At 35.0% G+C, this 15,144-nt stretch carries 13 protein-coding genes and 2 pseudogenes; 6 read left to right on the forward strand and 9 right to left on the reverse strand.

Going from position 1 to position 15,144, the window contains the following annotated elements; translation table 11 throughout:
• Together F6K27_RS28935 and F6K27_RS28940 are read left to right on the forward strand one after the other, a co-directional pair.
• Positions 1-475, forward strand: a pseudogene (locus F6K27_RS28935) (hypothetical protein); the annotation flags it as partial.
• Between the two features lie 91 nt (positions 476-566).
• The gene (locus F6K27_RS28940; protein WP_161565053.1) at positions 567-728 is read left to right on the forward strand and encodes a hypothetical protein; all 162 of its coding nucleotides are present in this window, start codon (positions 567-569) and stop codon (positions 726-728) included.
• 294 nt (positions 729-1,022) lie between these two features.
• On the opposite strand, the gene F6K27_RS28945 is transcribed toward F6K27_RS28940, so the two are convergent.
• The 3 genes from F6K27_RS28945 to leuB form a co-directional block, all read right to left on the reverse strand.
• Positions 1,023-1,889 (reverse strand): fructosamine kinase family protein, encoded by an 867-nt coding sequence (locus F6K27_RS28945; protein WP_124146576.1) that lies wholly within the window; start codon positions 1,887-1,889, stop codon positions 1,023-1,025.
• A gap of 624 nt (positions 1,890-2,513) precedes the next feature.
• Positions 2,514-3,005: a hypothetical protein gene (locus F6K27_RS28950; RefSeq protein ID WP_287279420.1), complete on the reverse strand. Its 492-nt coding sequence runs from the start codon at positions 3,003-3,005 to the stop codon at positions 2,514-2,516.
• Positions 3,006-3,312: 307 nt separating this feature from the next.
• Entirely contained in the window at positions 3,313-4,389 is a 1,077-nt protein-coding gene (gene leuB / locus F6K27_RS28955; protein WP_287279421.1) for a 3-isopropylmalate dehydrogenase, read from the reverse strand.
• A 930-nt stretch (positions 4,390-5,319) separates the two neighbouring features.
• Between leuB and F6K27_RS28960 the strand changes: the two genes are divergently transcribed.
• Together F6K27_RS28960 and F6K27_RS28965 are read left to right on the forward strand one after the other, a co-directional pair.
• Positions 5,320-5,721 carry a hypothetical protein gene (locus tag F6K27_RS28960; RefSeq protein WP_287279422.1) on the forward strand — a complete coding sequence of 134 codons (402 nt, stop codon included), beginning with the start codon at positions 5,320-5,322 and terminating at the stop codon, positions 5,719-5,721.
• Positions 5,722-5,824: 103 nt separating this feature from the next.
• Positions 5,825-6,202 carry an SH3 domain-containing protein gene (locus F6K27_RS28965; protein WP_287279423.1) on the forward strand — a complete coding sequence of 126 codons (378 nt, stop codon included), beginning with the start codon at positions 5,825-5,827 and terminating at the stop codon, positions 6,200-6,202.
• Positions 6,203-6,655: 453 nt separating this feature from the next.
• On the opposite strand, the gene F6K27_RS28970 is transcribed toward F6K27_RS28965, so the two are convergent.
• From F6K27_RS28970 to F6K27_RS28985, 4 genes are all read right to left on the reverse strand, one after another.
• On the reverse strand, positions 6,656-7,285 hold the full coding sequence (locus F6K27_RS28970) for a Uma2 family endonuclease (protein ID WP_287279424.1): 630 nt from the start codon (positions 7,283-7,285) through the stop codon (positions 6,656-6,658).
• A 585-nt stretch (positions 7,286-7,870) separates the two neighbouring features.
• Entirely contained in the window at positions 7,871-8,446 is a 576-nt protein-coding gene (locus F6K27_RS28975) for a Uma2 family endonuclease (protein ID WP_287279425.1), read from the reverse strand.
• 75 nt (positions 8,447-8,521) lie between these two features.
• Positions 8,522-8,794, reverse strand: coding sequence for a hypothetical protein (locus tag F6K27_RS28980; protein WP_287279426.1), 273 nt, complete (start codon positions 8,792-8,794; stop codon positions 8,522-8,524).
• Positions 8,795-9,052: 258 nt separating this feature from the next.
• Positions 9,053-10,807 carry an ABC transporter ATP-binding protein gene (locus tag F6K27_RS28985; RefSeq protein ID WP_287279427.1) on the reverse strand — a complete coding sequence of 585 codons (1,755 nt, stop codon included), beginning with the start codon at positions 10,805-10,807 and terminating at the stop codon, positions 9,053-9,055.
• 449 nt (positions 10,808-11,256) lie between these two features.
• Between F6K27_RS28985 and F6K27_RS28990 the strand changes: the two genes are divergently transcribed.
• Entirely contained in the window at positions 11,257-11,580 is a 324-nt protein-coding gene (locus tag F6K27_RS28990; RefSeq protein WP_287279428.1) for a hypothetical protein, read from the forward strand.
• A 455-nt stretch (positions 11,581-12,035) separates the two neighbouring features.
• Here the strand turns inward: F6K27_RS28990 and F6K27_RS28995 are convergent, their stop codons facing one another.
• Complete coding sequence (locus F6K27_RS28995) at positions 12,036-13,022, reverse strand: YdcF family protein (protein ID WP_287279429.1); 987 nt, start codon at positions 13,020-13,022, stop codon at positions 12,036-12,038.
• A gap of 250 nt (positions 13,023-13,272) precedes the next feature.
• Entirely contained in the window at positions 13,273-14,760 is a 1,488-nt protein-coding gene (gene pap, locus F6K27_RS29000) for a polyphosphate:AMP phosphotransferase (protein ID WP_287279430.1), read from the reverse strand.
• A 257-nt stretch (positions 14,761-15,017) separates the two neighbouring features.
• On the opposite strand from pap, the pseudogene F6K27_RS29005 reads away from it, so the two are divergent.
• A pseudogene (locus F6K27_RS29005) lies at positions 15,018-15,144 on the forward strand (photosystem II q(b) protein); the annotation flags it as partial.

A 15,144-nucleotide genomic window follows, 5' to 3' on the forward strand; every position in this document is an offset into this window, starting at 1 on the left:
GACTATTGTGACTCACGAATTGGATAAAATTCATGGTTCCTATAATAATCGACTCAAATATAATAAATTAATTCCTTGTAATTGTAAAACTTGTAAAAATACTCAGAATCCTCACTTCTACAAATTTGAAAAATTAAAAGAACGGCTTAACAATAGCAAAATAACAATTGAATGCGGTAATTACCCCTACAATGAAGTTAATATCCAGAGTTTAATTGATGATGCAATAGATAGTTATAAGTATGAAAAAAATTCACAATCCAGACATCCTCATAATATACATATAGGTGGAGACGTTATTGTTAATAGTCGTAAAATTAATAATAAAGATGGAAATGTTGTGGATAATATATTTGGTATTGAAGAAGGAGACAGGAGACAGGAGACAGGAGGAAAATTACATGGGGATTCGCTCCCCCAAGTAATTTTGAACACCCCCGTTGACGGTGGGGTATTAAACCCACAAAGAAAATGATAATAATATTAAAAATGAAGTAACAGGAAATTCTAGTCAACCAAAAACAGAGGAAACTAAAAAATTTGGATTTTTAGATTTCTTGACTTGGATGCAGAATGGGCAAATTATTTTCATCTTAATCTCTTCTATTATTGGCATTATTTTGCTGATTATTTATCCTAAGTTATACCCAGATGGATTACCAGAATTGGCTTTACCAATTCAAGACATAATTCCAACTCCACAAAAAGAAAATAAATCCGTTCATTAATGGATAATTGATAATGGATAATTGATAATTACCTCTGGTTAAAACCGTTACGGAATTGAATATAAGGAAATATTATTTCTTCTCTTGGTCGATTAGATATGGCGAGTAGACCCGTTCTTACATACCCGCTGCGAATATCGCCATCTCTCGACCGCTTTTTACCCTTAAAAGGGGAGGCTTTAAACCAGAATTATTTAATTATTAATTATTAATTATTCGGTGAATGAAATTTGTAAATTAGAGTATTTCCGTTAGCAATAATACCCAAAAATTACTGTTTAGTGAGTAGAAAATTTATGATAAAAGTTGCTGAATCATACGTTCTGCCTGAGAACCATAACCACCACCGAATAAATTAAAATGATTGAGAATATGATACAAATTATAAAGACTTTTACGTTGTTGATAACCATCATCTAAAGGCCAGGCTTGATTATAACCACGATAAAAAGCACTGGGAAAACTACCAAATAATTCAGTCATGGCAATATCAACTTCGCGATCGCCCCAATAAGTGGCCGGGTCGAAAATTACTGGCTCCCCATCTACAGTTACTCCAGCATTTCCCCCCCATAAGTCACCGTGAACCAGAGAAGGTTGTGGTTGATGACCTGCCAATAACTCTGGGATAATTTTTAGTAGGCGATCGCTCTGAGTAAAAGTACCACCCCGACGTTTTGCCAACTTGAGCTGATAACCAATGCGGTTTTCTGCCCAAAATTCTGCCCAGTCTGTATTCCAAGTATTAATCTGGGGTGTGGAACCGATAGTATTGTTGATGTCCCAACCAAATTCACTTTTACCCTGACAGTGATGTAAAGCGGCTAATTTACGTCCCATCTCTTCCCAAGATTTATCGTTACCACGACCACCTAAGTCTAGCCATTCCAAGACTATATAAGAATTATTTCCCTCTGTTCCATAGCATAAGGGTTTCGGAACACAAATAGTCTGGATTTCACACATTTGCTTTAACCCCAAAGCTTCTGCTTCAAACATTGCTATCTGGGAAGCTTGATTAAGTTTGACGAAATAGTTGCGACTGCCATTAGTTATTTTATAACCACTGTTGATGCAACCTCCTCCAACTGAAGAATGGTTAGTAACTTCAAAATTTTCGGCCGTTACTTGAGTGATATGTTCGGCAATTTTTTTCCACATACATATACAGTCCTATATTTAATAATTTTTTTTTAAAATGCCAAAAATTAGCTATTGTGCTATACGCAATAGTATAAGGTGAAGTCCTCACAGAAACTGAACTAGAAACCATTTCTATTTGCCAGACCAGGAAAATCTGACTCCTCCACAGTTATTAATTTTTATATTTTTAAAAGTTGAAAAAATCTCTATTGCTACATACGCAATAGTAGAGACTCAAGTCCTCACAGAAACTGAACTAGAAACCATTTCTATTTGCTAGACCAGGGAAATCTGACTCCTCCACAGTTATTAATTTTTATATTTTTAAAAGTTGAAAAAATCTCTATTGCTACATACACAATAGTAGAGACTCAAGTCCTCACAGAAACTGAAACGGCAAATAATCAATTCCGTAAGTATATAGCGCTGTAGTGGAAAATGATCTCCATAAATTATCAATTATTCCCCTCCACCGGAGGGGTTAGGGTTGGGTTCCCTTTTCCCTATTCCCTGTTCCCTGTTCCCTCTTTTCTTGAAGATATCTAGTGTATATCGACTTGCAAATATAAGTTGTTTGAATAAAGAAAGCAGATTTTTCCTAAAAACCTGCTGTCTGGAATACTAGCTAATAATTTCGCCTAACTATAATGTTTCAGTATGAATCAGCGCTTTCAGCATACTCTCAACTTTTTCTTCCATCTCTACTAATATATTTAGAGATAGAGTAATATCATCTGCAACTCCCAAAAGTTTAGCCGCTTTTTTGACAGCTTCTTCCTCTTGTTTTGCATAATCTTTATCGGCCCGAGACATTTTAATGGCATGATAAAGCAATGTTCTTGGTGCTGACCAGTTAGGAACATCTGTTTTGATCTTGGGCAACAGGTCTTCCAACTTAGCATTCTTGTAGTCAAATTCTTTGTATTTTTCTATAGCTTCTTCAGGAGCGCCAACCATTCGTTGATGATTTATTAACCAATTCATCTCTGCCTCTGGCACATCCCCATCAGCTCCAGCAATAGCGAGCAACGCATACCCATAATTAAGATATGCTTCAAAAGGAGCGGAAGAAATACCCATAGTTCTTTTCAGGTATTCCGAACCTCCTATCATTTGCTTTTCATTTGTTGTCATAATTTGTTTCCTTATTTCTATTTGTTCAAGTTGAGTTTACTGTACTGACAATTTTTGAGCGTCACCGTCAGTACAGGAAAGACATTGCCGTTAGCTATTGAGTTTGGCTTACTCCTGGTAATTATATAGCGCCATAGTAGAAAATTATTTCTATAGCAATGTGCGCTGGCATATTTACAAATTGCAGGAATTGTCCAATAGCTAAAAGTCTTATATTATTCCAACGCAGATGCTGCGCAAACAGATTTTTATTCGCCCTATTGCCTGTTGCCTGTTGCCTGTTGCCTGCGCGCAGCGCTGTCTTTGCCTAACTCAAAACTTTTAACAACACTTCTGCCATTTCTTTGCATCCGACTTGTTTCATTCCTTCGGACATAATATCCCCAGTCCGATAACCCAAATCTAATACTTGCAAAACTGCTTGTTCAATTTTATCTGCTGCGGCAGGTTGCTCTAGAGCATAACGTAACATCATTGCCACACTCAGGATTTGTGCCAAAGGGTTCGCCTTATCTTGACCCGCAATATCTGGAGCAGAACCATGAACGGGTTCAAATACTCCTGGCCCAGAAGCACCAAGACTCGCCGAAGGTAACATCCCAATACTGCCTGTTAACATCGCAGCAGCATCAGAGAGAATATCGCCAAATAAATTTCCTGTGACAATGGTATCAAATTGTTTTGGCCAACGAACAAGTTGCATGGCAGCATTATCTACATATAAATGAGATAATTCCACATTTGGAAATTCCGAGGACATTTGAGTAATGCGATCGCGCCAAAACTGAGACACTTCCAACACATTCGCTTTATCTACCGAACACAACTTACCGCCACGTTTTTGAGCTGTCTCAAATCCCACTTTAGCAATACGGTCAATTTCTGACTCAGTATAGGCCATCGTATTAACACCGCGCTTTTCTCCTGTCTCTGTCTCAAATACACCCTTGGGCGTACCAAAATATACTCCACCTGTTAATTCTCGTACCACCATGATATCCACTCCTTCCACAACTTCTCGTTTGAGGCTAGAAGCATCTATTAATTGGGGCAAAATTTTAGCTGGCCGTAAATTAGCAAATAATCCTAATCCGGACCGTAGTCCTAATAATCCAGTTTCTGGTCGTTGATGGCGTGGTAAATTATCCCACTTGTAACCGCCGATCGCTGCTAAGAGTACGGCATCACTATTACGACATTTTTCGAGGGTTTCTTTCGGTAGGGGTTCCCCTGTAGCATCGATGGCAACTCCACCGATAGGAGCTTCTTGAAATTCAAAGTTAAGGTTAAATTGGTTGCCAATAACTTTTAGGACATCTACCGCCACTGTCATAATTTCAGGGCCAATGCCGTCACCAGGGAGTAGAGTAATGCGGTAGTTCATAATGTTCTATGTTTTAATTTTCTACGAGTTAATTTGTGATTGAGCTAAATATTAACTATATATAGCAATCCTAAATAGGTCGTGACAAATCAAAAAGTAAATAAAAAAACTGAAACTCTTACCTGTTCCCAGTTAAGTGTTCCCTAAAAAGCAGTAAGATTTTTGACACGAATAAAATAGGATTGCTATAGCAATTTTTATTAGGGATAAAATAGAAATATTTGGTTTTTAAGGAACAGAAAATTAGAATAATAAGTCTTCTTTAAGAAAGGTTGATAAATGCTGGATTACAATTTGAGTAGAAATTCCCATATTTCTATAAAATATAGCAATCCTAAATAGGTCGTGACAAATCAAAAAGTAAATAAAAAAACTGAAACTCTTACCTGTTCCCAGTTAAGTGTTCCCTGTTTCCTAAAAAGCAGTAAGATTTTTGACACGAATAAAATAGGATTGCTATAGTTTTTTATAGCGTTTCCCAAGGTCGTGAGGTACAGTTATCTTTTTGTCTTTTTATTCCCTGTTCCCTGTTCCCAGAACCGGTGTTCCCTCAAGCCTAAAATTTTGTACCTCACGCTTTTTGGGAATTGCTATATCAAGATTATATGATATTATTTTTCTGGCAGATCTAGTGATTAATTTTCATTAATTTTGTTTCCATTCCTAGTAAGATTATTTTAAAATTATTATATATATTTTGGCTGTAATAATTTTTTACTATCTAGTGTTTGTGTTTTCAAATGATTCGTAAAGTTCTAGGGTCTTGAAAGACTTGCTAAATATGGATATTGAGTTTACATCTTAAATAAAGATGCTATATATGAAATCTAAGTTCAGTTGAAGACTACAAATTTTATTTTCAGTTATTAATCTCACTTAAATTAGACAGAGTATAACATAAAATATCCAGTCAAATTTAATTAATTTAAAATGAATAAACCATTATTTCTGCTGAATAAATTGATGATAATTCTGGCACTGCCTATTATTTTAGTTAGCCTGGTTGGTTTTAATAATAAAACTCAGGCTCAAACTGAAGAAAAGCGTGCTGCTTGTGTCTTAGTTGATTTTGATGGTCGAATTAGGGCTTCAGGACCTTGCGATGTTAAAATAACTAAAAGTAATACTGGTGTAGAATTTGATATTGAATGGGATGGTTCTATAAGAACTCAGTTCTCTATGAGAGAATTTCCTACTGATGGAACTTATAGCGTAGAAATTAGCAATGGAGGAAGAGCTAGTATGAAAGTTGAGAAAGAAGGTTCAGTATTTATTTTGAGAAGCAGCAGTGGTTTTAGAGGCAGAGTAATATTTCCAGAAAATAGCAATTAGACAAAATAAATTGATTAGGTATCAGCAAAATTTTTCTAGGCTTAAGTTTTTACTTATTTTATTATTTATCTACTAATCTTGAACTATTATCTTGTGATTAACAATGAATATTAAGCTACAATTTTCAACTATCATCTCTCTAGTTTTTCTTTTTTTCTTGGGTGTAAAAATTTTCTCTACTAATACATCCCATGCTGCATATAAATCACAAATATCAAATCAAATTTTAACTGAACAAAATGATAAATTTTTATTAGTTGCTGCTGGTAGTTGTGAAGTATCAATGCCAAGTTCTTCTACAAATGAACGTCTTGTTCTGAATGTCCGAGAAGTACCTAATGGTAATATTGTTGGTACAGTTGATGATGGAGATACGGTAGAGTTAGAAACTACAGGTGGTATCGAAGGCTTATTTTGGGTAAAGATTATTGAGCCAGTTCCAGGATATGTTTGGACAGAATATCTGACAAATTGTAATTGAAGAAGTCAGCGGGAGCTGTTTGCGCAGCATTCCGCAGGAAAGGCACTTATGCTGTTTGCGCAGCATGACAAACGGAAAGGGAAAATTGCTGATCAAAATAATTGGGTTTAAAACCCCGCCTTTTAAGGCGAAATGTTTTTGGAGACTTGCTCAAATCCCCGTTACAAAAGTAACTTCTGTACGTCGCCAATCCGACGGTTCCTCCTATCTAACTTCTAACTTCTAACTTCTGACTTCATTAAGGGTAGTCTTCGACACGCCACTTAGTGTCTACAAACCCCAAACAATTTTCAGCACCTCCGTTGATGGTGAGGTATTAAACCCGCAAAAGAAGAGATAATTTTTTTGATCATAATTTGCCATAACCATAAATATATTAATAAATATCTGATTCAGCCAAGATCAACTTCTGGTTAAGCTGAGTTATTTTTATGGCTGAAATTTTTCCATTAACTAAGCTCCAACTAACCGTTGATTCATGTGATGACTACGTTGAAGTGCTTCATCAAGTAAGGAAACAAGTAAGGAAATTTTTAATCCTGGTAAAACAAGAGATTCTTGAATTTGTTTACTACCTCTATCTACTACAGAAAATGCAATAATTTTCACATTTTGTACATCAACGATCCAATATTCTCCCACTCCCATATTTTCATATAAAATACGTTTTTCTCCTTGATCATCAGAAAGTGAACTATTAGCAACTTCTATTACTAAGTCTGGTGGTGGATATTTTTCTAAGTCAATAATAGAGGTTTCAGGAGGAACGATATCGGTATTTTTCCCCAAATAATAAGAGGCATCTGGTTGAGCATCTTTTAATCCTACTTTTCTATAAGTGGAATTATCTATACCGTTAAAATCAATGCCTTTTAAAATTGAAAATATATTCACTACTAGCATTATTAATGCGTGGTCTCTACCGTGTTTATTACTAAGTGGACTCATTTCAATTCTATATTTTTGATTGTGATAGTAACACTTTGCTTTTTCGTTATCTAGATTTTCAATTACTTGTAAATATTTTGACCAAGTTGCAGTTACCCAAGTATCAGTTAAAATTTTTGTTTGTAAGTTACTCATTATTTATCTGCTTATTTCAACAAATTTATTTGTAAGCTGAGTTATGTTTATAGCAATTCTGAGTTGCATAAATGCGGTATGATTTTAATAGTTTTGTGGAGTGGGCATCTTGCCCGTTCCTGATCAGGACTTACGCAAAGACACTATATATAGTAGATAAAAACTATAGCACTATAACATATATAGCGTTTTTGTCGGAAAAGTGTGTAAATCCTAAATGTGGTATGATTTTAATAGTTTTGTGGAATGGGCATCTTGCCCGTTCCTGATCAGGACTTACGCAAAGACACTACATATAGTAGATAAAAACTATAGCACTATGACATATATAGCGTTTTTGTCGGAAAAGTGTGTAAGTCCTGTATATGTTTGAAATTGTTCCATTAAGCAAGTGCCATCTAAACATTAATTAATGCTTCTACTAAGTTCCAATGCTTGATTTAGTGGAGAAATTCTTAATTCTAGTAAAACTATAGTGTTTCTCAAGTTAATGAATTTTATGCCTCACTCAGACATGGAATTACTACAGAGATTTTCTCAATTTTTCCATTGATTTTCTATTCCCTATTCCCTACTCTCTACTTCCTACTCCTCAAATTCAACTTCTTCGTAAATATCCTGTAAAGATATTCCAGATTCAACAGAACTTAAATACAAAATATCTTCTGGATTACTAAATTCTGATAATAACCATTTTCCTTCTTCAGTCTTGCTAAATTGTTCTACATGATTCCTATATTGGTCAATCAAAATATATTCTTGAAAACTATTCATACTTCGGTAATACTCAAATTTTTTTCCTCGGTCATAGCTTTCTGTAGAATTTGATAATATTTCTACAATTATCAGAGGATTAATAATAGTATCTCGTCTATTTTCAGCATAGACTAATGGAGTATTAACAACCATTACATCTGGATAAGTATAAAGTTTAGATTCATCTATCCATAAACGTAAATCAGTCATAAATACTCGATATGGTTTACCTTTTAGTGCATATTTCAGCGCTGAACTAAAGTTGAGAGATATTAAATTGTGATTTGGCGTGCATCCAACTATTTGAATTATTTCCCCCTGACGATATTCACTTCTAAATTCTGCTGCTTCTTCCAGTTCTAAATACTCTTCAGTAGAGTAATATTTTTGCTCAGTTGCCAGCATAATTTTCTCCTTTCTTGTTTTTGAATTTTAATTGAATTATATCAACTTGATAAATGTTTGCTACAAATAGCTAGGCTATTTCTTAGGAGTCAGGAGTCGTATGGGAATGGCTTCAATACCAGTTTTTAGGTCGTAAATCCTCTTTTTATCTTGGTGCGCTACAAGGTGCGACTGGCATCGTCGCGGAGTCGCACCGCTCTCTTGGTCGAGGGATGGCGAGGGAACCCGCTCTTGACAGAGCCGCTCCGAAGATCGCCATCCCACCCTACGGGAAGCTACGCTAACGACCGCTTTGTCAAAGGGACATTTCCGGCAAAATCTTTTGGTCGCACTTATTATTCGTAACATTCTTTTTTCCAATTGGTATGATACCAAATTCAAAAAATATAGTTATATTATAATGACAGTAAAAGAGTCAAACCCCGCCTTTAAAAGCGGAGTTTAAATATATGCTATTTAAATGGATATAAAAATCAATCCACCCTCAAAGTAGATCAACAATTAGATAATTTAATAAACTACGTTAAATCAATTATGGAGTGGTATTTATTGAATGTAAAATCAGAGATTTATAATTTACATCTCCTGACTCCTGACTCCTGAATTCTATTCTAATAACTGCTTTAATTTTTGCTGATTCCAAAGTAATTGATATAATCCAGTTTGCTTTACTAATTCTGCATGATTTCCAATTTGTACAATTTTCCCTTTATCCATGACAAAAATTCTATTAGCAGTAGCAGCAGCAGACATTTGATGAGAGATAAAAATTACAGTTTTCTTTTGAGTTCCAGTTGATAAATTTTGTAAAATATGAGTTGCTGTCTGATTATCTACGCTGGAAAGTGCATCATCTAAAATTAATATTGGAGCATCAACTAATAAGGCTCTTGCTAATGCTGTTCTTTGTCTTTGTCCCCCTGATAAAGTAATCCCTCTTTCTCCAACTATAGTTTCATATTGTTGGGGAAAGTTGAGAATTTCTGCGTGAATTTGTGCTTGTTTAGCAGCAGTTTCTATTTCTATTTGTTCAGCTAATGGGTCGCCATAACGGATGTTATTTTTAATTGTTGTACTGAAGAGAAAACTTTCTTGGGGAACGTAGGCGATCGCCTGTCGTAAATCTGTTAATTTTAGTTGAGTTATGTCATAGCCATCTATAAATAGTTGGTCAATATTAATATCTAAAAGTCGAGGTAATGTATTGGCTAAAGTTGATTTTCCAGCACCAATAGATCCGACAATAGCTATAGTTTCTCCTGGTTGAATCAGAAAATTAATGTTGTCTAAAGCTGGTGTTTTACTACCCAGATAAGTATATGTTAATCCTTGGCTTTTTACCCAACCTTTTACTACTTTTGGAAAATCTAGAGGTGATTCATGGTCTTTAATTTTTGGTTCAACTGTGAGAATAGCTTCTATGCGGTCAATACTTACTTCCCCTCTTTGATAAGCAGTAATGGTAAAACCTAGTAATGCGGTGGGAAAAACTAAACGCTCAACATAAAGAATTAAAGCTACAAAATTACCAACTGTTAATTCACCATTTTCTAGGTAGATCGATCCATTCATTAGCAATATTAATAAGCTTGAACTTGCTAAACTAACTAATATAGGAAAAAGAATATTACGAGTTTTAGCCAACTCTAAATTTGCCTCTAAAAGTCGCTGATTATAATCACTAAAACCTTGTCGCTCATTTTCTTCTTGAGCATAAATTTTGATAAGAGAAATACCATTCATATCCTCTTGAATCAAATCGCTCATATTAGAAAGTTCTTCTTGTACAGCTAATTGTTGACTCTGCAATTTATTACTAAATATTTTCACCAGTATTAGCATGATAGGATAAACAGAAACTGCTAATAAAGTTAACCGCACATTAATAGAAAGCATAACTGGCATAGTTAAACCATAAGCAAAAATTGTATTGCTAATACTTAATACTGCAAAACCTAATAGTCTACGGATATTATCAACATCACTTGTGGCGCGGTTGATTAAATCTCCTATTGTATTATTACTAAAGTAGGATGGTTCTAATTTTAAGAGTCGATTAAAAATCTTTTGTTTGAGGTCAAATTCTACCTGTCTCCCTACTCCAAATATGAGTATGCGCGATACTATTCTAATTACCCACATAATGGAGGCAAAAATTATAATTGCTACTACATAGTATAAAAATTCATCAATTTTGGTTGCTACTTTTAAATCATCTATTGCTTGACTAATTAATTTGGGAATATAAATTCCTAAACTATTGACTATTAGTAGAGAAAAAACTCCTAATGATGACTTTTTCCAGTGGGGACCTAAGTAGGAGGCTAATTTTTTAAGTCTTAGTCGGGAAGATTGAGGCATAGTCGTGATTTTAGATTTTAGATAATGTTATGATTGTAGATATAGTAGAAGGAAAAAGGCGTTTAGTTATCTATCAGAGGAGGAAAAATCAGGCTATGTCTGAGTTTTAAGCTTTTGATCTGTCCTAACCTTTCCTTCCACTGGTATAGTTTAAAGATACAAAAAAAATTAAATTAAAAATCAATGAAAAAAATGTTAGTTCTTGTTAAAAATGAACTGTATCAATTGAAGAAGAAAAGAGGTAGATGGGGATACTAAAAAGTTGCAGTTCCGCGTTTACAAACTCCAACCAATTGGAGACACCGAGGGTGAATTGTGAGGTATTAAATCTATAAAGGAAAAGATAAATATATGACTCCTAAATAATTTTGTCTGAAATTAAACTCAAAATATTACTAAAATTATCTTAAATCTTAACCATAATATTTGCCACAATAGGAATAACAGATATGGGCAAGCAATTTTCTCTTTCATTTGATGTAAAAGACGATAACACTATCGAAACTGAATCTATTAAAGTCAAACTCGAATCTCCCAAAAAGAAACCGCCAAAAGCACCTCCCGGAGAAGATTTTGTGAGAATATTATTATTTATATTTTTAGGTGTTTGGTTGATTGTTACTTTTTTAGTGCCAGGTGGTAAAAAAAGCATAAATCAGCAGCCATCTACTCCTGCTTCTACTGCTTCTCCTTCTAATTCACAGAACAATCCAACAACTACATCCTCTAGTAATTATGACCCATTAGAAATAATATCTTTTGAAGAAGATTAAGGTAAATTCGCTACTGATTATTTAGTGAATTTTTTTAAATAAATTATCATCAAAATCATTATTAAACATAATAAAAATGCCCCTCTGCTATTCAAAATTTTTGAGGGGCATAAATTTAGATTTTGTATAGTGTTTCACACAGTTCCTGCAATTTGTAAATATACCAACACACACTGCTATAAATTTTGTTTGAGCAACAACAATGCGTAAGCATTCAGTAGTCAGCTATTAGTGCTTCAGCAATTAATTTTGGGGAAGGTAAAAGCAACCTTTGAAATTGAGGAAAGAATAAAAAGTTACTGCCATGGGTTCCCTTGTCAAACCTGAGAAGTAATTATTTATTACTAATTGCTGTTTGCGTAGCATCCCGCAGGGAAGCGCTGACTGCTAATAGCTGTTTGGGCAGCATTCCGCAGGAAATGCTTACAACAATATAATTAGATGAAAATACTTCCTCAAAAACCAGGAGCTAACCAACCGCGTAAGAAATAGTAAAATAAAGCTAAATATTCTTCCCAAACTTCTGTAGTTAGTAAAAGTGCTTGGGCATTGGGTAGAAAATCTGCTAGTACAAAACGATAGGAAGAATCTTCATAAGGATTTACAGTATTAAAATCTGTTGGAGCTGGAATAACCCTCATCCCTATATCAGTAAAAGTTAAACTAGCACGACGAATATTAACAGCAGAAGTAACAAGAATAACTGTAGGGTCTAAACCTCTTCCATCCAAAATATCCCTTGTTTCAATTGCACTTTCATAGACAGTCCTTCCATCTGGTTCTAGAATAATAGCCCGTCTTGGAACACCTAATTCAATTAAAATTTTCTTGATATCTACAGCTTCAACTGTACTATTATCATCTCCAATTCTCGGACCAGCACTTACTATAATATAGGGAGCTAAACCTTTCTTATATAGTTGAGATGCGTAAATAATTCGCTCTGCTGTTTTAGTAAGCTGAATTTGTATTCTGTCTGGTATTACAGGTTGAGTTGTTCCCTGACCTAATAATACAATTGCATCTGCTTTTTCGTCACAACAAGCTGATACAGAAACAAGTTCTATAGCATCTTCTTCTGCTTGTTGAGCTGCCCATACAGCAAATACTGGCGAGCTAGAAATTATCAGAACTATTAAAGCTGTAATAATCAGAGTTGGAGCTGGACTTTTTATCCCCCCGCCTGATATGAGAGTAGTGGCATAGATCAAAAGTATAATCGAAAAACCAAGTGGTTTAAAAGCAAAAGCTAGAAACCTAAAAACAGCAGCTCCTACTGGACTATCTGGTGCATAAAATGCCAGTATTAACAGAATAATTGAAAATACTAACAACAACTTAGATATCAAGTTTTTCTTATCACCACCGGTACTATCCCAGAGTGACTTAATTATACAAATTAACAGTATTAAGAATACTATTCTTGTTAAAATTATCAGCATAATTTTTTGATTTTTGTCCTTAAAAAAATTAGATTGTTTGCTTAATTAGATAACTTGATTCATGCAGGCTTTCTCATAACATAAAAAATAAGGTGTTGCTGAATGATTGTATAATTTTTATTGCTCACTAATTAGTAGTTAGTAGTCATTATTTAAAAAAGAAACTCTCTTTTTACTTACTATTAATACCTACTCACTCATCAGTTTCATACCTTACTTCAGCGAAGCCAAAAATAAAAATCAACTTATTTTATCGGTACTTAAGTTGAGCGTTAATTGCTTCCGTCACTGCTTGGATTACTTTAACACGAGCATAATGTTTATCATCACCCCCAATTAAAATCCAAGGTGCAGTTGGCGTACTTGTAAGCTGAATCATTTGATTAACAGCTACTTCATAAACTTCCCACTTTTCTCGATTGCGCCAATCTTCCTCTGTAAGCTTATACTGCTTAAATGGGTCATTTTGCCGTTCAGTAAATCGCCTTAATTGTTCCTCCTGACTAATATGTAACCAAAACTTGACCAAAACATAACCTGCGCTGGTCAATTGTCCCTCAAACTCATTAATTTCCTGATATGCACGTTGCCATTCTGACTCTGTAGCAAATCTTTCCACCCGCTCCACCAAAACTCGACCATACCAACTGCGGTCAAAAATACCAATATTTCCTGCTTCTGGCAACTGTTTCCAAAACCGCCAGAGATAATGATAGGCTTTTTCTGACTCTGTTGGTGCAGCAAAAGCATTAACTACATAGCTGCGGGGGTCTAAGTTATCCGTTAATCTTTTAATTGCCCCACCCTTACCCGCAGCATCCCAACCCTCAAATATTACCAGCACAGGGATTTGATGTTTGTAAATTTCCAATTGCAGTTTATTCAAAAGCGCTTGCTGCTGCCGTAGAGATTTTTTATACTGCTTTGGAGATAAGCTTTGGGTCAAATCTACTTCAGCTAAAAAATCTGGTTCCTTTGATTTGAGTTGTTCTTGAAGAGGATTTTTGAGTGGTACAGCCTGAATATGCAGTCCATCCAAAGCTTGACTCAAAGTTGAGGCCATTTCTGTCAGTACTTTGACTCTTGCCCAACGTTGACAATTTCCTTCTACCAATGTCCAGGGAGCAAATTCTGTGTTGGTATGAATCAGCATTTCCTCAGCAAAAGCAGTATATTGTTTATAATTTTTTGCTTGTTGCCAGTCTTCACTTCTGACACGCCAAGCTTTTAAAGAATCAGCCGCAGTTTTTTTTAAACGCTTCTTCAATTCTTTTTTGCTCAGATGTATCCAGAATTTAGCGATCGCCACGCCATCATCGACCATCTGACGTTCAAAAGCATTAATTTGTCCTAATCTGATGGGAATTTCTGGTTCTGAAACTCTTTTAAATAATCGCTCTTCCAGGACATGAGTGTACCAGCTATGATAGAAAAATCCAATTTGTCCCGCTCTAGGAAGTCTTTGCCAAAACCTCCACATAAAAGGATATTGTCGTTCTTGTGCTGTAGCAGGCCAAATTGGATGAACCACAAATCCTCGTGGGTCCATATTTCCCACTATTTGTTTAACTAGAGCACCTTTACCAGCAGCGGCCCAACCTTCTAAAACTATCAGCACAGGTAATTTTTTTTGCCAGCAAGCTCTCTGTAGCGATCGTAACTGTCGCATCAGTGCTTCTAGCTGTGTATTATAGGCATCTTTGTTGAGAAAAAGGCTTAGGTCTAGGGTTTCTAACATACATCTTAAAATTGTAGATAGTGGGGAATTTGTGTATATTTAAAATTCATTCATTTAGTTTTGACTTTTAAAATATATTGTGATGTGCAAATTTTATAAACAAAACTTATAACTTAGTTAAACAACACTATCCTTAACACCCCTTTACAAAACGAAATAAACTAGCTATATTATTAATAACGGGGCAGGAAAATAAATAAACACCTGCACCACCGTACCTCGAAAATTTCATACATACATAACAGCAATCATACATTATGACAACTACCTTACAACAGCGTGAAAACGCCAACGTATGGGAAAAGTTCTGTAGCTGGATCACCAGCACAGACAATCGTTTATACATCGGTTGGTTCGGTGTATTAATGATCCCCACCCTTCTCA

The organism is Okeania sp. SIO2F5, from assembly GCF_010692685.1.
Lineage (GTDB): Bacteria > Cyanobacteriota > Cyanobacteriia > Cyanobacteriales > Microcoleaceae > Okeania > Okeania hirsuta.